The following is a 16,280-nucleotide window of genomic DNA, read 5'->3' as shown; positions in this document are numbered from 1 at the left end:
TGCCCTCCTCGCGCGTGTATCCGGGCCCCTGCAGCGCCGACCAGCCGCCGTCGGATGTGGGGATGGCGCCATTGATGCTAGTAGGCATATGCTCCCCCGTCGATGAGGCTCTCGGCCTGCCGGGCGAAGGTCTGCTTGAGGTAGTCGTAGGTGGTGTGGCCGAGCCTGGGGAGCTTGATACCCGGCCCGATGGAGCCCAAAACCCACCGCATCCGTCCGCCTGCTTTTTCTGCGGCTTCGGCGCGGTCCCGGTCGATCTCCGCACCCTTCCGGGCGAGCTTCAATCCGGTCGTCGATGCCGTAGTCGGAGAGGTTGGACCAGTTTGCACCGAAGGTGTTGGTTTCGACCGCATCGATGCCCACCGCGAAGTAAGCGTCATGGATGTCCGCGATGACATCCGGTCGCGTGACATTGAGGATCTCGTTGCAGCCTTCCAGACCCAGGAAGTCGTCCTCGAGCGAGAGCTCCCGCCCCTGCAGCATGGTGCCCATCGCCCGATCGGCAGTACGACCCGGTGGTTCACCGCATCCAGCAGCTCCTGCGAACGGACTGGGCGGGCGACGGCCTCAACATCAAGCGCAAAACGAGGCAGCTAACAGAGTACGAGCGGGGCCGACACATTGCGCCGTGTTTCCGAATACTACGACGGCGGGTGGTGGGCAGTTCTGTTTAAGCCTACGTCACGGTCGCGCCATGTTTCCCCATCTATGCGAATGGGGGACAGTCGTTTGGGCAAACCTCACCGCCGAGTACTCGGTCGGGCCAACCACGGCGTGCTTGGCCGTGGTGTTGGCGGCGTCGCCGTGGAATGGAAAATATCAACGCAACTACGACGAAGAGGTTCTTAATTCTCTGGCGGAACACCGCGTTGCCAGTAACTGTTGTTTTGGTCCTTAGACTGTCCTAATGACTATGCGACTGCCGTCCAGATACGAAGACCTGGACCCTGCTTTCCGAGGACGGCTTGAACCGAATCCGCATCTCATTGACTTAGTACAAAGAGGTCTCAAGAGCATGCAGATGTCTGGTGGAATCAAGTTCCTCCCGATATATGGCCCCAGCGGATCGGGCAAGAGTTCTGCGGCCCGCGAACTCCAAACCCATCTTCCGGACATCAAGGTAATCGAACTTTCCCGCGCGGCGATTTCGTCGGAATCATCGTTGGTTGCAGAAATTAATGCAGCCAAGGGGCGACGGAAACAACCCAATCTCATTGTTGCTGTTATCGATCAGTACGAGGAGAACGTCGCAACGCGCTCGGACGTGCCGACACAATTTGTGGAGCGGCTCAGCCTCTTGGACCGCGGCGACCTGCGCCGGGAGCCGGTCCTTTTCATCTGGCTAACGACCAGCCAAGAGTTCCAGTCCGAACTGGCTGAAGCAACGAGCCGGAATACCAGGATCCTGCTTAGTGGGGACTTCAGGCTCGATGGCCCGCCTCGTGCCGAGTGGTCTCGTCTCGTAGAAGAGACATTTGAGTTCCATAATGCCGACCAGCCATTGGCCGATTTCGAAGTCCTTCGTACCGACATTGATGAGGTCGCAGACAAGGCCGAAACCATAGGGCAATGCATCGAGGGCGTAGCTGACCTTCTAATGAGCTCTGTAAGTGGGCTTCAGGATCTGTCCAAGTATCAGGTGATCATGCTGTGGCCTGTTACGGACGGCCGCAGAATCGCCTTGATCAACGGATTCAGCAACCCGCGAGATGGATACAAACTGGACTGGGGCGCCTTCTACCGGGAGCTCAACGACCTGGATAGGCGTACGCTTCCACTTTCACAGTTGAACCGGGCACGCCTATACTTTGACGTTCGATTGATTCCCATTGCAGCGGCGGACCTCCACAAGCTTTGCCACGATCTGACGAGCGACTCCGCCAAACTCCACAAGTCGTACCTAGATCGCTTCAGCAAGTCACACTTTGCTTCTATCGTCTCTGAAGCATGGGACCCGACGGCATATAGCACCATGAGAGAACGAGAAACGTCGAACCGGGCGAATGAAGCTCGAGACTGGTACTCGACAGTTACGACGAGCCCCACGGCGATCGGCAAGCGAATAGCGCGGGTATTTCAAGAGCTTGGCTACGAGGCAAAGCACGAGAAGGACGTCGTTTCAAAGCACAGCACCGTTCGGGCTGATGTCTTCTTGGAACGCCCCAATAGTCAACAGAACTCCGTCATCGTCGAACTGAAGGCGTTTGCCCCTTCGAACACAATGCCGTCAACCATAAAAGATGCGATCAAAACCACCTTGAAACGGCACGCCCAATTCGGCGGATTTTTGGGGCGTCAATGACGTCAGGTCAGAGATCAGCGGTTTGTCCGACAATTAGGAGAAGGAAACTATCTTGAACGCCAGCCGCACTACCCTGCAGAAGCTGTACATGCATCAGAGGGGGTAGGCAGGCTACTCGTCAGAGTCCGCATCACTTTTCTGGCGCTGTTGTCTTTAGTGGCAAGCTATGCTGACAGGCAGCTCAAGGACCTTGACGACGGGGAACATTTTGGCCGACGAATACATCAAGTACGTTCCTAGGCCGCTCCTTGATGATCTGGTGCAAGGACGATGGCTTCCTCTTATCGGTGCTGGTTTTTCACGGAATGCGTCCGTCTACACCGGTGAGCCTCCGCTGATGTGGCATGAGTTAGGGGAGGCTCTTGCCCGGGATGTACCTGGCCTCGATTCAGGAAACAATACTCTTGACTCCATCTCCGCCTATGAGCAGAGCTTCGGCCGGGTAGCCTTGGTCGACAAAATAGCTCGACTCATACGTGCCCACGACGCAGTCACTGGCGAAACTCATAAAGCAATTGCCGATCTCGGTTTTGAAACTGTCATTACGACGAATTTTGACTTTCTATTGGAGCGCGCCTACCAAGAAGGCGGCCGGCCATGTCATCCCGTAGTAGACGAGTTACAGCTTTCCGGCCCTAACCGCTATGCAGGTCCTCGGCTGATTAAGATGCACGGTGATGTCCACCATCCAAATCGCCTCGTACTAACAGAGGATGACTATGACAATTTCTTGATCCGCTACCCTTTGCTGGCAACCAGCGTGACGGCACTTTTGGTTGACCGAACCGCAATCCTCATCGGCTATAGTCTCGACGATCCAGACACTCGTCAACTTTTGGCGGTCATTCGAAGCCGCCTCGGGCCTCTTACGCGCCCGCTGTGGTCCATTCAAATTGGCGCCCCATCACACGTTGTATCCCGGTACGAGCGACGCGGCGTCAAAGTTGTAAATCTTCCGACGAAAAGGGGCCTGTCGTACGGTGAACAGTTAGCTGCTTTCCTGCGCGAGCTTGGAGAATACTGGCGCGATCACGTTCTCGAAACCGGAAAGAGTTCATACGACCGCACGAGTGCAGATCTGCTCCTGCCTGCGCCTAGTAGCAGGATGTGTTTTTTCGCGGTGCCTGCAGCGGTGGTCGCCTGGTATCGGGAGTACATATTTCCGGTGGTTGAAGCAGAAGGCCTTGTCCCAGTGGTTTCCAAAGATGTATCTACGCCTCCCGGCACGCATCTGGCTAAGAATGACGCGCTTTTGAGTAGAGCGCGATTGGTCGTAGTTGAGCCCGACAGCCCAGAATTCCACACCAGTCTTCTTTATGACTCCGGAGCAGCTGGGACTAGGAGCACGCTCGTCGTGACTCCCTCAAACCGACCCATGATTGCTGGATTTGATGGGCGGGTTCTTATCCGACCCGCCCGACCCGATGCCGATCCAGAGCAGTTCATTGCCAATTTCACCGAAGTCATCCGTCAAATCACACGGAACAGCGCAAGGAGCACGGAAAGCGATGCGATCAGGCTCATGCGGCTGAAGGAGCCCCGGGCTGCGCTAATCACGGCGATAGCACTGCTCGAAACGACGCTATCGAAAACATACGACACGAACAAACGGGAGGAAAAACTACCGGGAAATCTGCGGTCATTACTTCGCCAGGCTTCTGTCGATGGCAAGATTACGCCCGATGAGACTGCTACTTTATCAGCCGCGCAACAGGCACGAAACGAAGCAGTTCACACCAATCAAGAAGTGAATGCCTCGCGCGTTAAGGAGTACGTTGACACGATAATCCGAGTGGTGAACCGACTGGAGTTGAATTTGTAGTCAACGCTTGAGTGTCTGACTGCGAGGCTCGCCTCGGGCTTCCTAAACCTCCGCCACCGGAGCCGCGAACTGCGCCTCATACAGGCGCGCATAAGCCCCGCCAGCTGCCAACAAGGAAGCGTGCGTTCCCTGCTCCACGATCTGGCCAGCCTCCATCACTAGGATGAGGTCGGCGTCGCGGATCGTGGACAGGCGGTGCGCGATCACAAAGCTCGTCCGGTCGCTCCTCAAAGCCCGCATCGCCTTCTGCACCAGCACCTCGGTCCGCGTATCCACTGAAGAAGTCGCCTCGTCCAGGATCAGCACCGACGGCCGGGCCAGGAACGCCCGCGCAATCGTCAGCAGCTGCTTCTCACCGGCGGACACGTTTGAGTATTTGAAGCCCTGAGCGCCACCCATTCGTGCGGTTGAGCGCCGGGGATCGTGCCAGAGAGCGCCAGCAGTCGCGTGGCTTGGCGCCGCTGACGCTCTCTGTCACAGGATTAGGCGCTCACGAGTGCTGCGTGTTCGCGCATGTTGTAGTTGCCGGTCTCGACCCAGATCGTGTTGTGGATGATCCGGTCCATGATCGCGTCCGCATGGACGCCGGAGCCGAGCCGCTGGTGCCAGTCCTTCTGCAAATACTGAGTGCAGAACACTGTTGAGGTCTCGCCGTAGCGGCGCTCCATCAGTTCCAGCAGCATGCCTCGCATCGGTTCCGTGGGTCGATCCAGGAGCCACTCGTCGATGACCAGCAGCGTGAATGCCGCATACTTTCGCAGGAATTTACCGGAACCGCCGGGCCTGTCTTGCGCGGCGACCCATTCTTCCTCGAGGTCTGGCATACGGACGTAATGTGCGCGGATTCGGTGCTCGCAGGCGCGTTTGGCGACCGCGCATCCCAGATACGACTTCCCCGACCCAGTGAACCCCTGCAAGACGACGTTCTGCTGCCTGCCCACGAACGAGCAGGTGCCCAGCTGGGTCAGCAGCTGCCGGTCAAGACCGCGCTCGTCGAGAAGATCGATGCGACGCAAATCCGCGTTCGGATAACGCAGTCCTGCCCGCCGGATCAAGCCGGCCACCTTGGAATGCGTAAACGACGAATAGGCGTCATCGACGACCAGCCGGACACGATCCTCGAACGGCAAGCTGATACTCAGCCTCTCGTCTTGGGTATCGATGGCCTCCAGCAACTCGCCCGCGTTCATCTCGCGCAGCTTGCGTTTGGTCTCCGCATCCAGGCGGCTCATCGAGCCCCTCCGGCGTAGTAGGCGCCGCCCCGCACGTATCCGCCATCGTCTCCCTCCGGCTCATCAGGGACGATCCCGGTTTTGTCCTGCCCGGTATCCAGGATCGGCCGCAGGTGGGCGTAGCGGGGCGATCGTATCGACCCCCGCAGCGCGAGCTGGCTGGCCGCTTCCACCCGGGCCGGGGAGAACCGGCGGGACAGGCGCAGCACCGCCAGCGCGGGGTCGTAGCCGGCCTCCTCGACCCGCACGGACTCGAAGATCTTGCTGATCACCGTCACGGTTGCCGGGCCCATCCGCAACGCCCATTCATCGATCCGGGCCCGGTCCCACGCCTGCCAGCTGCGACCCTCCGGAAGGTCCGCCTCGTTCGTCTGATGCTGGTTCGCCGTCGTCGCTGGCAGCAGCAGGTGGCTGGTGAGGCGCTCATCGCTGCGATAGATCTCCAGCATGGTCTCCGTGACACGAAGATCAACATTCGAGCCGATGTGCGCGAACGGCACGGAGTAAAAGTTCTTCGCCCAGACCACGTGGCCGTTGCGCCCAACTTTGCGCCCATAGGTCCAGGTGCTGATCTCGAACGCCACCGCCGGCAGCGGTTGCAACACCGGCTTCTCCTCGGCGGTGAACACGCTCAGCCGGGAGCCCTCCCGCTTCTGGAACGGCTGCCTGTTATAGGCATCGATCTGCTCCCGAATCCGTCTCCGCAACTGCGCCAGGCTCGTGAACACCTCTTTCCTCAACCCGGCAATCACCCAGGTGGCGACGTGCGAGACAGTGTTTTCCACGCTCGCCTTGTCCTTCGGGTGCCTCACTCGGCCCGGTAGTACCGCCGCTGAATAATGCGCCGCCATCTCCCGATACGCGTCATTGAGCACGACCTCGCCCTCGCGCGGATGAGAGATCACCCCGGTCTTGAGATTGTCGGGCACGAGCCGCGGGACCGTGCCGCCGAAGAACGCGAACATCTCCGCATGCGCGCGCAGCCACGAATCCTGCCGCATATCCAGGCACGCCTCCACGAACGCATACCTGCTGAACGGCAGACACGCGACGAACAAATACACCTTCGAGACCTCTCCCGTTGCCGGATCGACCAGCTGCATCGTCGGCCCAGACCAGTCGACCTCGATGCTGCGGCCAGCCTTGTGGCCGACCCGGGACGAGGCGCCAGTGACCATCGCGTGATCGCCATAAAGCCTGCAGAACCGGTCATAACTCATCGACGCTTGCCCCGCCCGACCGGATGCGTCGACGTACTCCTGGTGCAGCAGCTTCAACGTCACCCCAACCCTGGCCAGCTCCCGGTGCACCTGGCCCCAATCCGGCTGCATAAACACGCTCTCGCGCACCCCGCGGCCGGGAAATAGCGCCAGATAAACCTCACCATCAGACAAATCAGCAACGTCATCCCAGCCGAGCCCTGCCCGATCAGCAGCCTCGATCACCGCCTGAACGCTGTGCCGAGACATGCCCTGAGCAGACGAGATAGCCCTGCCCGATAGGCCTTGATTGCGAAACTGCAAAACCAGTTTCGCCTTGATCTTCCGTACCATTGCCGGTAATCCTTCCGCCACGTGGCCCTCACGTGGTGGAAGGAGCCTTACAGATGGCGCTCACCCACACCGACACTGGCGCTCACCCACGCCAATCGGGATTCCGACCACGGCGCTCACCCGCACCACCTCTGGACCCCCTGAAGGCCAATATTCACACGTTCCCACCCTCATCCTCCAAAACGGTGTCGTACCCCTCCGGCAGCGAGTGCACGAACCGGTCCACGTACGTCGCCCGCGCGGCCTCAAGGATCTCGCCCTCCGTAGCAGTAGGCCGGCCGTACGCGATGTTGTCCCGGATGGTCCCGCCGAACAGCCACGTATCCTGCAGCACCATGCCCAGCCGCGAGCGCAGCTCGCGCCGGGAGACTGAGGTGACGTCTACGCCGTCGAGCGTTATCCGGCCTGCATCCAGCTCGTAGAACCGCATCATCAGGTTCACCAGCGTGGTCTTCCCAGCACCGGTGGGCCCGACAATCGCCACCGTCTGCCCCGGCTCCGCCACAAGAGACAAAGAAGAAATCAGCGGCTTGTCCGGCGAATAAGAGAACGAGACGTCCTCAAAGACCAGCCGTCCCCGCCCGAAAACCGGACCAGACGAAGGAACAGGCTCAGCAGACTCCTCATCCTCATCCAACAACGAGAACACCCGCTCCGCGGACGCCACCCCGGACTGCAGCAGGTTGGCCATCGACCCCAGCTGCGTCAGCGGCATGGTGAACTGCCGCGAGTACTGGATGAACGCCTGCACGTCGCCCAGCTGCATGGCCCCGGACGCCACCTGCAGGCCTCCCACCACCGCGATCCCCACGTACACGAGGTTCCCGATAAACGTCATGGCCGGCATGATCAGCCCGGAAATGAACTGCGCACCGAAGCTCGATGCCGCCCGGGCGGGTTTCTTCCTCGCTCATCTCATCCGGCCCGGTGGCGCAGTTCAGGCAAATGGCGCCGATGCCGAGCGGCTCAAGCGCGGTGAGCGCCGCGCCGATTCCGGAGCCCATCAGCATGGTTCCGTTGGTCTCGACAGTCACCTCGGCGAAGATCGGGAGCCGGACGCCGCGGGTCACGATGCCCTGCTTGCAGCCATTGACCGCGCCCTTGGTCTGCAGGAGGTCCTGGCTCGTTTCGATGAGGAAGGTCCGCTCCCCCGTCGACGAGGCCCTCGGCCTGCAGGCCAAGGTCTGCTTGAGGTGGTCGTAGCCGGTGTGCCCGAGGCTGGGGCCCCCAAGGACTAGCCCCGCGCCCGATGGCAGGCGACAAGAATGGCGCGGCAGCATCGTGGGACAAGGCACCTCCTGGGCCTTATATTCTCTTGGTTGATACCCACATCATGGGCAGGGCGGTGATGTTTAGGCGCCGGCTTTGATCAGAAGGGCATCCACCAACATGAAGAACATAGATCGGTGATCGGTAGCCTTCGGGTCGGTCATGTATTGAATGGCCGCTCCGTCGTAAATCATGAGGAAAGATCGCACAAGCGTAGGAAAGCCGATCAGGCACTTTTCACCGCTGTGGTTGGCAGCGGACGAGAATATGCTTCCTAACTCTTTCTCGTAAGCGGGATAAATTTTTGCGGCCAGCGGGCTGACGGGGGCGTTGCGTGTTGCCCACAGAATGAGTTCGATCTCAGCGAGGAGGCTGGCTGGCTCTTCTTCTAGTGCACGCCAGTAGCCTTCCGCTACTTGTTCCACAGCCTTACGAAGTCCCAAGTGGACCGGGACATCGCCGGAAAAACTGCTGAGGTTCTTCAGCCACGCCTCGGCAGCCGCATCCATGAGTTCGTCTTTGCCGCTGAAGCAATAATGTGCCGTGGCCAAGGGGGCATTAGCCTCCTTGGCTATAGCCCGGATGGTCACCGACTGAACGCCCTCACGACGCATCAGTTCAACCGTCGCTGCAATTAGCTGTTCTTTCCGTTCCTCTGCGGGTACCCGCATAGCCCACTCTCTAGTCTCCAGGTTGCGGCCCGACAGGGGCCCGTTCCCTAAGACTAATGGCTACGCCTTTGTCCTGAACCATTGACTGGAACAAACGTCTCCGTCCCAACGCGTGCCCCGCGTAAGGATGGTGCGATCTCGGCGGCGTGTGGATGCGGCAACGACCGACCGCAGCCCGGCTTCAGGGGTCAGGCGATGGGATTGGCCTGGGACGTAGCGGTGGATCACCGTAGCTGCATTGACGGTGCTGCCTGGGACGTCCAGTGCGTCGAAGTGGATCAGCCTGTCGTGTGCCCCGCCCCACGGTCCAACCAGTGTTGGTCCCGTGGAGTGGGGCACAACTTCGTACCGCTGGACAACCCGGCACTCTAACTACCAGCAGGCCTCATATTGGCCAAGTATTAACTTGTCCAGACCCCTGGGTCGCGATGAATCTGGTTCACTCAGCAGGAACGACCGATGCGAGGGTTCAGCCTGGGCCGCAGGCCCGGAATTATCTGGCGGCCAAGCTGTCGGTGACGTCGGCAGGAGTTTCGGTGTCTATATCCTGCGAGGGACCATACAGGTACCGCTCCAAGGAGTCATCCATGGCGTTGAGCCAGCGGGTGTGGTGCCTGGTCGCCATGGTGCCGGTGACCACGGAGCGGTGGACCATGTCGCGGTACCCCAGGATGTCCGTCTCCTTGTGATGCATCCAGTCTTTGAAGAGCTGGGAAACAGCGTCCAAGTCAAAGGGCGGGTAATCAGTGGCGTCAATGAGTTCCCGCAGGTAGTCCGTCTGGAAATCAGCTTCCGAGTCATGATCCGGCAGCGCGGCTTGGCGCTCGAGCCAGAGCTGGATGTCCGCCTCGCGCTCGTCAAGGGACGGCAGGTCAATCGCTCCGGTCATGACGTCGCGGGCAAACCACGCTTGCGCGTCAAACATGTTGAACGTGTAGTACTGGTCCTGAGCGCCAAGGTAGAAGAGGTTGGTGTTCTGCTGCCACACCACCCCCTTGTAAAGGTTGCCCGGGTACAGCACGTTTGGCGACATCAGCGACAGCTCGCTGGGCAGGAACGGGTACTTGTGCTGGTATCCGGTGCCGAGTACGACGGCGTCAAAGTCATCTTGGGTGCCGTCGCTGAAGTGCGCGGTGCGGCCCTGGAAGTGAGTGACGAGCGGGCGTTCAACCGTGTTCTCCGGCCAGTGATAATCCATCGGGGATGTGCGGTAGCTGATGGTGATCGACGCGGCGCCCATCTTGTGGGCCTGCATGCCGATGTCCTCGGCGGAATAGCTGCTGCCGATCATGAGCAGGTTCTTGCCGTAAAAGCGCTCTGCTCCGCGGAAATCGTGGGCATGCAAGACCTCGCCCGGGAAGGTTTTGATGCCTTTGAACTCGGGGACGGAAGGGACGGAGAAGTGTCCGGTAGCGACCACGAGCCTGTCGAATACGTGGGTTTCAGTGAGGTTGGTTTTGAGGTCCTCTACCGTCAGGGTAAATTCCTGCGTTGCCTCGTTGTAGCTGGTGTGGCGGGCGACGGTGTTGAACTTGACGTACTTGCGGACGTCGGACTTTTCCACGCGGCCCTTGATGTAGTCGAAGAGAACCTCTCGGGGCGGGAAGGAGGAAATGGGGCGGCCAAAGTGCTCGTCAAAGGAATAGTCCGAGAATTCGAGGCATTCCTTGGGCCCATTGGACCATAGGTGGCGGTACATGCTGGAGTGGACCGGCTCGCCGTGAGCGTCCAGGCCGATCCGCCAACTGTTGTTCCACTGGCCGCCCCAGTCGTCCTGCTTCTCAAAGCATAGGATCTCGGGAATGGGGGCGCCTTTTTGGCGTGCTGATTCAAACGCCCGAAGTTGTGCCAGGCCGCTGGGGCCGGCACCAATGATTCCGACTCGTAGTGTCATGTTGCTCTCCTCTACAAAAGGACTTTCTTGGATCGCGGATGTGCGATGGTGTGAGTTGCGCTAAGTGTCAGGCCGGCAGCTAGCCAGGTGCCGTTTGCGGTAGCGGGTGATGCCCAGGTATTCGGCCATCTCCGGCGTTGCAGATTCGCAACGCCCGGGGGCCTAGGGCGCGAAGGAGCGGTGGCCGGCGAAGAACCCCAGACCGTACTCAGGGGTCTCGAACTTGACTGTAGTGCCCTTGGGGAAAAACAGAATGTCGCGCTCTTTCGCGTGGGTGACTTCCCCGCTGGTCTGGTCCGTGAGGATGAATTCACCCTGCACGACTACCTTCATTTCGTCGTAGGTGTACGTGTATACCAAGGGTTCCGAGGCCTTCAATTCGAAGAAACCGGCGCTCATGATCGAACCCTCGGGGTTGTGGAGGGAGTCACCGATTGCAGCGACCGTCCCAGGCTCGTTCATCGGCGGCAGACCGACATAACCGCCTTCTACCTTGTGGATGGATCCGGCCTTGCTGAGTGTTCCTACGAGGTTGGTTTCCATGGTGTCTCCTGTGTAAATGTTTCTCGGCAGGACTGTTCATCTTTGACAGAACTGTCATTCTTGGGGCGAGGCTGCTCTGAAAAGCAGCTGAGTAGGCCCGATCGGGCCTCTCGTGGGATCGATTGCAAACCGGAGATTTTCGGATTTGCAGGGCTAACGGAACAGTACTGGTGTGATGCCAGTCACGTTAGCCCGTGCCAGAAACTTTGACATGAACAGCTGTATAAGTCAACCGTCCAAGATGACATTTCTGGGGCTGGCCCCTCACCAAAATTTCCAGGACTAGCCCCACGAGAAAAGCTTCCACTGCCCCGTCCTGAACCATTGACTGGAACAAGTGTCCGTGTCACAGTGTTGGACAGCGCCGTGATCTAGATCACGAAGTCGCTTCTGATGAGATTCACCGAAGCATCCCGCAAAAGCAGATTTCCCATTCAAGAAACGGGTAAAAGACAATGACCACAACGCCTCAGCTCCCGACACCTACGACGGGCAAAGCGGTCGATTTCTGGCCGGCGACGTCCATGAAGGCCATGAAGGACGGATGGCCACGATTGCGCTGCAGGTTCATAAACTCGAATCCCGTAGGCCCATGGGACGAGCTCATCCTGTCGGAGTGGGAGCTGGAAGCCTGTGGCTGGGAGGACTTCCACCCCCACAGCGAGACGAACTTCGTCCTGGAAGGCGAACTCCACATCGAGAGCGAAGGCAAGACTGTCATCCTGAGGCCGGGCGACGCGGCACGCGTAAATCCCGGACAGCTCGGCAGATACTGGGCGCCGGTCTACGCGCGCATGGTAACCACTTACGGCCCCAACCCCGAGGGTGCAGAGTCGCACTCCTTCCGATACTTCGAAATCTGAGCCTGATTTCCTGCCCGGCACCTTCGTCCAGGTCCGCCGCTGGTTCGATCCGGACTGACGACCCCAACGACTCAATCGTCTAAAAGACGGCACAATCGCGCCCCGGGTTTTCTACATCCTCACATTGCGGTAATAAATGCCGCTGCGATGCCATGTAGTTCTTTCCACTGCCATTCAAATTTTGAATTCCTAAATTGTTCAGTTAAAAAACCAGACGGCTCTAGGTCGTCCTAGGGAGACTTTTATGAGTAAAAACCATTCAGACGGCGTCGGTCACTTGGAAAGGTCGATCGACTGGAAACAGGGTCTGGCCATTGCGCTGGGGGTGCCCTTGCTGATTCTGCCCTCTCTGGGCTACCTTCCGATGTATTTATCGGCTGCGGCCATCCTTGTCTGGGGATTATCAGTCCTCCAGGGCTTCTTTCAGAACACCGCCTATGCCGAATTGGCCACCACCTTTCCCAAGGCCTCCGGCCTGCCAGGTTTTGCGCAGCATGTATTTCGTACCGGGAACTACAAGGGCAAGTACGACAAGGGCAAGCTGATCGGCGGCTTCAGCGCCTGGAGCTACTGGTTTGCCTGGAATCCGGTACTGGCGATCTTCGCCATTCTGGTCGGCGGATACCTGCACGGGCTGTTCCCGGTGCTGGGCGAGACCTTTACCGAGTATCAGCTCGCACTGCTCTCAGGCTTGGTGATCTTCACCGGGTTGTCCGTGGTCAACTGGTTCGGCCTCAAGGATGGCGCCCTTCTGGGCTACGTCCTGGCTGCCATATCGCTGATCCCGCTGGTTGTCCTGGCCGTCGCGCCTTTTGCGACCGGGCACGTTGAGCTCGCGAACATCACCGGCAACTGGCTGCCGGCTGATTGGTCCTGGGACATGCATCACATCCTGATCCTCTTCGGCATCTTTGCGATCGCTCAGTGGAGTGCCTGTGGCTGGGAGACGGCAGCCATCTACGGTCCTGAATACAAAAAACCCGGCAAGGACGTCCCCAAAGCGCTGTTTGCCTGCGGCATTATCTGCTTCTTCTCGTATGTACTGGTGCAGGCAGCAGTGATCGGTGTCCTTGGTGTCGAGGGTGTTCAGGCTGAGCCCATCTCACCCCTGATCCCAGTCGCACTGGCCGTCTTCGGCGAAGCCGGTACCGTCATCACCATCATCATGTTGATCGCCGCCATGATCCTGATCATTCAGACGGCTTATCTGGGTTCCTCCCGCGCCATGCACTCCATGGCGACGGAAGGCAACCTTCCCAGGGTCTTCGGCAAAACAAACCGGCAAGGAACCCCGTTCGTTGCCATGCTCGTCACCGCAGCATTCAACATGGCACTGATTTCCATGGGATCCATATCGGCGATTCTTGCAGCCGCAGCCATCGGCTACACCTGTGCCAACGGCATCAGCCTGTTCGCCTACGTCAAAGCCAAGAAGCACCCCGACTTCGCGAACCTGGAACGACCGTTCAAGGCACCCAAGGGCTGGAAACATGTCGCCATGGCCTTTGGCTTGTTCAATCTGCCCCTGTGCCTGGTGGGCGTGGTCTACCTGAATAGCCTGGAGATCGGCTGGACCTCAACCTGGCTCGGCTTCCTCGTGTTGGCGCTCTACATACCCATCTGGTTCTATTCCCAGCACGAATCGGGTCGCTCCAAAAAAGCAGCCACTGCTCGCTCTTCAGATCACGATGCCGCAGATCTGGCAAAGCTTCCAGCTTCCAGGTGATGTCGCCGGCGCGTGAAAGCTGACCGCCGCGACGCCAGACGCAACGACGCCAGACGCAACACCGACGTTGTTTCAGATGGCATAGCCGCTTCCTGCCGGGCCGAACGACCCGTTTGTCCCGGCAGGATCGACTACACGGTGATCCCGGCGGTCCCACGCGGCCTTAGACTTCTGCCACAGGGGCCGCGAACTGCGCCTCATGCAGCCGCGCGTAAGCCCAGCCCGCAGCCAGCAAGGAGGCGTGCGTCCCCTGCTCCACGATCTGCCCTGCCTCCATCACCCAGGATGAGGTCGGCGTCGCGGATCGTGGAGAGCCGGTGCGCGATCACAAAGCTCGTCCGGTCGGACCGCAAAGCCCGCATCGCCTTCTGCACCAGCACCTCGGTCCGGGTGTCCACCGAGCTCGTCGCCTCGTCCAGAATCAGCACCGACGTGCCAGGAACGCCCGCGCGATCGTCAGGAGCTGTTTCTCGCCGGCCGATACGTTGGAGCCTGCCGCGAGTACTGGATGAACGCCTGCACGTCGCCCAGCTGCATGGTCATAGCCGTTCCAGAAGTAACTGTGTGACGGCTGGACAGGCCTGCGCTGGCTGCTGACAGGCGGCGCTAGACGGTAGACAGACGCCCAATTTAGTAACGGGCTCCCCGCCTGCCCCGAGGCAAACAGGTGAAAAAGGAGGGCTGCTCAACTGGCGCAAATGGGACGACAAGCCACTGGCCTCCGTAGAACTCCACGTACGAGTCTGAAGGGCAACCGGCATAGGCTTCTTCTCGCGTCATGCTGATCATTTCCTTTCAAAACCCGGGTACTGGAGGTCGTGCAGATCTTGCATCTACCTCTAAGTCTTAGACCTTTAACGTTACATGTCAATAGACATTTAACTTTAAAGGTCAGATAATGAAGGTGGCGGAGCCAAGCATGCCTGACAAAGGAGCACCGGTCCATGACCACGTGGAGAGAGCAGCTCGCATTCGCCCCCTTGGCCACCTTTGATCGAGGGGAAGAGGTCGGGAGGCGGCTCAAGTATGCCATCGAGCTCGGCGTCCTTGAAGACGGGTCCCAGTTGCCCAGCGAAAGCGAGCTTGCGGCCAAGATGGGTGTGTCGACACTAACTCTTCGCGCCGCGTTGGCTGAGCTGCGGGGGCGCGGCCTGATCGAGACGCGGCGCGGCAAGGGCGGCGGAAGCTTCGTCAAGGCCAGTACTGGCGACATCATCCAGGCGGAGCGTGAGTCGCTCATGGCCTATTCTCTTGATGACCTACGCGACATCCGTGAGTACTGGGCCTTTTTGGCGGGCTCGGCAGCTGCTTCCGCTGCGGAGCGGAGTGGGCGGCTTTCCCTGGGGCGCCTGGCATCCATGGCGGTCAAGATTGCATCGTCGGAGGATTCTGCGCAGGCGATTCGCGACGACAGCAGGTTTCACATCGAGCTTGCCGCAAGCTCGGGTTCTGTGAGGCTTACCCGCGAGGAAATGGCGATGCAAGCCGAGGTCGGGCCGCTGATCTGGGCAGCCCCTGCCGAAAACGGAAACGCGGCAGCAGAACATGTCTCTATCGTGGAGGCGATTCGGTCCGGAGACGGGATGCTTGCCCGGGCTCTAGCCGAGGAGCATGTACGTTCGGATATGAACCGCGTGCTCGACCTACGAATGAGCGTCGATGCATCACGCGAAGAATCCTTCCCTGGCCCCGGCAAGGAGGAACGCGAAGTAGCATCGATCGAGTCCTTTACCGAGCTGCTGGCAAATACCGCCTCAGCTTCGATCCGTTCGATTGAGCACGCGGTGCACGTTCAACTCGGCTCCCAGCCTCAGGGCGACAGCTCTGACCTGGACGCAATCTACGACGCTTCGCGACGGACTCTCGAGGGGGCCGTTCCACTTTTATACGGAGCGGGCTTCCTGCCCGACGTTTCATTCGGCCCTGCGGGTGCGGCGTGGTGCCATGCCCCGGCGGGACCTCAGTCGCTTCAGCGGCTCGTCATCGACTGGGACTTATACGAGAGCGGTACCGCAACCTGGCGCCCCGAGGACTACGGCGACGGAGCCGTCCACATCAGCCATGCTTACCTGGATGCCAACGGGAGCAACGAAAACATCGTCACCTTCAGCAAAGCCGTTTTTTTGGGGGAGGAAATGGTCGGGATAGCAGCTGCAGATGTACTTGTCCGGGGAATCCAAAGCCAGCTCGAACCGCACCTCCGGGCCTTACCCCCGAATACGTGCCTCGTCGACCAGAACGATGTGATCATCGCAACCAACACCGGCCGCTTCATGGGGGGAATCTACTCACCCGCACAATACGCCGGGAAGCAGCTTGACCTCCACGCCATGCCCTGGCGGCTCTTCGTGGGCATCCCTACCGCCGGCACCACTGGAGAATGAGGCACCTCCCACAACGTGCCA

The 16,280-nt window shown here is 59.6% G+C and carries 10 protein-coding genes and 5 pseudogenes; 5 read left to right on the top strand and 10 right to left on the bottom strand.

Annotated features, from left to right (window positions below):
- Window positions 1–80: 80 nt before the first annotated feature.
- Window positions 81–593: pseudogene (locus tag MUN23_RS11250) on the bottom strand (homocysteine S-methyltransferase family protein); the annotation flags it as partial.
- Between the two features lie 314 nt (window positions 594–907).
- Between MUN23_RS11250 and MUN23_RS11245 the strand changes: the two are divergent.
- Entirely contained in the window at window positions 908–2,302 is a 1,395-nt protein-coding gene (locus MUN23_RS11245) for an AAA family ATPase (RefSeq protein WP_248763885.1), read from the top strand.
- A gap of 208 nt (window positions 2,303–2,510) precedes the next feature.
- Window positions 2,511–4,124, top strand: a complete 1,614-nt coding sequence (locus MUN23_RS11240; protein ID WP_248763884.1) for an SIR2 family protein — start codon at window positions 2,511–2,513, stop codon at window positions 4,122–4,124.
- A 42-nt stretch (window positions 4,125–4,166) separates the two neighbouring features.
- Here the strand turns inward: MUN23_RS11240 and MUN23_RS11235 are convergent.
- From MUN23_RS11235 to MUN23_RS11200, 8 genes and pseudogenes are all read right to left on the bottom strand, one after another.
- Window positions 4,167–4,493: pseudogene (locus MUN23_RS11235) on the bottom strand (ATP-binding cassette domain-containing protein); the annotation flags it as partial.
- A gap of 113 nt (window positions 4,494–4,606) precedes the next feature.
- Entirely contained in the window at window positions 4,607–5,356 is a 750-nt protein-coding gene (locus MUN23_RS11230) for an ATP-binding protein (protein WP_248761053.1), read from the bottom strand.
- A complete protein-coding gene (gene istA / locus MUN23_RS11225; protein WP_248761051.1) occupies window positions 5,353–6,909 on the bottom strand; it encodes an IS21 family transposase in 1,557 nt (518 codons plus the stop codon). Before istA ends, MUN23_RS11230 begins: the two co-directional genes overlap by 4 nt.
- A gap of 157 nt (window positions 6,910–7,066) precedes the next feature.
- A pseudogene (locus tag MUN23_RS11220) lies at window positions 7,067–7,792 on the bottom strand (ABC transporter ATP-binding protein); the annotation flags it as partial.
- Window positions 7,793–7,874: 82 nt separating this feature from the next.
- Window positions 7,875–8,189, bottom strand: a pseudogene (locus MUN23_RS11215) (homocysteine S-methyltransferase family protein); the annotation flags it as partial.
- Between the two features lie 72 nt (window positions 8,190–8,261).
- Complete coding sequence (locus MUN23_RS11210; protein ID WP_083510376.1) at window positions 8,262–8,849, bottom strand: TetR/AcrR family transcriptional regulator; 588 nt, start codon at window positions 8,847–8,849, stop codon at window positions 8,262–8,264.
- 493 nt (window positions 8,850–9,342) lie between these two features.
- The gene (locus tag MUN23_RS11205) at window positions 9,343–10,743 is read right to left on the bottom strand and encodes an NAD(P)-binding domain-containing protein (RefSeq protein WP_248763883.1); all 1,401 of its coding nucleotides are present in this window, start codon (window positions 10,741–10,743) and stop codon (window positions 9,343–9,345) included.
- A 162-nt stretch (window positions 10,744–10,905) separates the two neighbouring features.
- Complete coding sequence (locus MUN23_RS11200) at window positions 10,906–11,286, bottom strand: cupin domain-containing protein (protein WP_248763882.1); 381 nt, start codon at window positions 11,284–11,286, stop codon at window positions 10,906–10,908.
- A 455-nt stretch (window positions 11,287–11,741) separates the two neighbouring features.
- Here MUN23_RS11200 and MUN23_RS11195 point away from each other — a divergent pair, with 455 nt between their 5' ends.
- Both MUN23_RS11195 and MUN23_RS11190 read left to right on the top strand, forming a co-directional pair.
- Entirely contained in the window at window positions 11,742–12,149 is a 408-nt protein-coding gene (locus MUN23_RS11195; RefSeq protein WP_248763881.1) for a cupin domain-containing protein, read from the top strand.
- Between the two features lie 244 nt (window positions 12,150–12,393).
- Entirely contained in the window at window positions 12,394–13,875 is a 1,482-nt protein-coding gene (locus MUN23_RS11190) for an APC family permease (protein WP_248763880.1), read from the top strand.
- 163 nt (window positions 13,876–14,038) lie between these two features.
- Here MUN23_RS11190 and MUN23_RS11185 read toward each other — a convergent pair.
- Window positions 14,039–14,368: pseudogene (locus MUN23_RS11185) on the bottom strand (permease); the annotation flags it as partial.
- Window positions 14,369–14,819: 451 nt separating this feature from the next.
- On the opposite strand from MUN23_RS11185, the gene MUN23_RS11180 reads away from it, so the two are divergent.
- Entirely contained in the window at window positions 14,820–16,259 is a 1,440-nt protein-coding gene (locus MUN23_RS11180; RefSeq protein ID WP_248763879.1) for a GntR family transcriptional regulator, read from the top strand.
- Window positions 16,260–16,280 lie beyond the last annotated feature (21 nt).

Source organism: Pseudarthrobacter sp. SSS035, assembly GCF_023273875.1.
Taxonomy (GTDB): Bacteria; Actinomycetota; Actinomycetes; order Actinomycetales; family Micrococcaceae; genus Arthrobacter.
This window is presented reverse-complemented; position numbering and strand designations above follow the sequence as displayed.

What these genes read in the sequence shown, in the direction of transcription:
- MUN23_RS11245 (WP_248763885.1), top strand. Translation starts at nt 908, where the DNA reads ATGACTATGCGACTGCCGTCCAGATACGAAGACCTGGACCCTGCTTTC.
- MUN23_RS11230 (WP_248761053.1), bottom strand. Translation starts at nt 5,356, where the DNA reads ATGAGCCGCCTGGATGCGGAGACCAAACGCAAGCTGCGCGAGATGAAC.
- istA (WP_248761051.1), bottom strand. Translation starts at nt 6,909, where the DNA reads ATGGTACGGAAGATCAAGGCGAAACTGGTTTTGCAGTTTCGCAATCAA.
- MUN23_RS11210 (WP_083510376.1), bottom strand. Translation starts at nt 8,849, where the DNA reads ATGCGGGTACCCGCAGAGGAACGGAAAGAACAGCTAATTGCAGCGACG.
- MUN23_RS11205 (WP_248763883.1), bottom strand. Translation starts at nt 10,743, where the DNA reads ATGACACTACGAGTCGGAATCATTGGTGCCGGCCCCAGCGGCCTGGCA.
- MUN23_RS11200 (WP_248763882.1), bottom strand. Translation starts at nt 11,286, where the DNA reads ATGGAAACCAACCTCGTAGGAACACTCAGCAAGGCCGGATCCATCCAC.
- MUN23_RS11195 (WP_248763881.1), top strand. Translation starts at nt 11,742, where the DNA reads ATGACCACAACGCCTCAGCTCCCGACACCTACGACGGGCAAAGCGGTC.
- MUN23_RS11190 (WP_248763880.1), top strand. Translation starts at nt 12,394, where the DNA reads ATGAGTAAAAACCATTCAGACGGCGTCGGTCACTTGGAAAGGTCGATC.
- MUN23_RS11180 (WP_248763879.1), top strand. Translation starts at nt 14,820, where the DNA reads ATGACCACGTGGAGAGAGCAGCTCGCATTCGCCCCCTTGGCCACCTTT.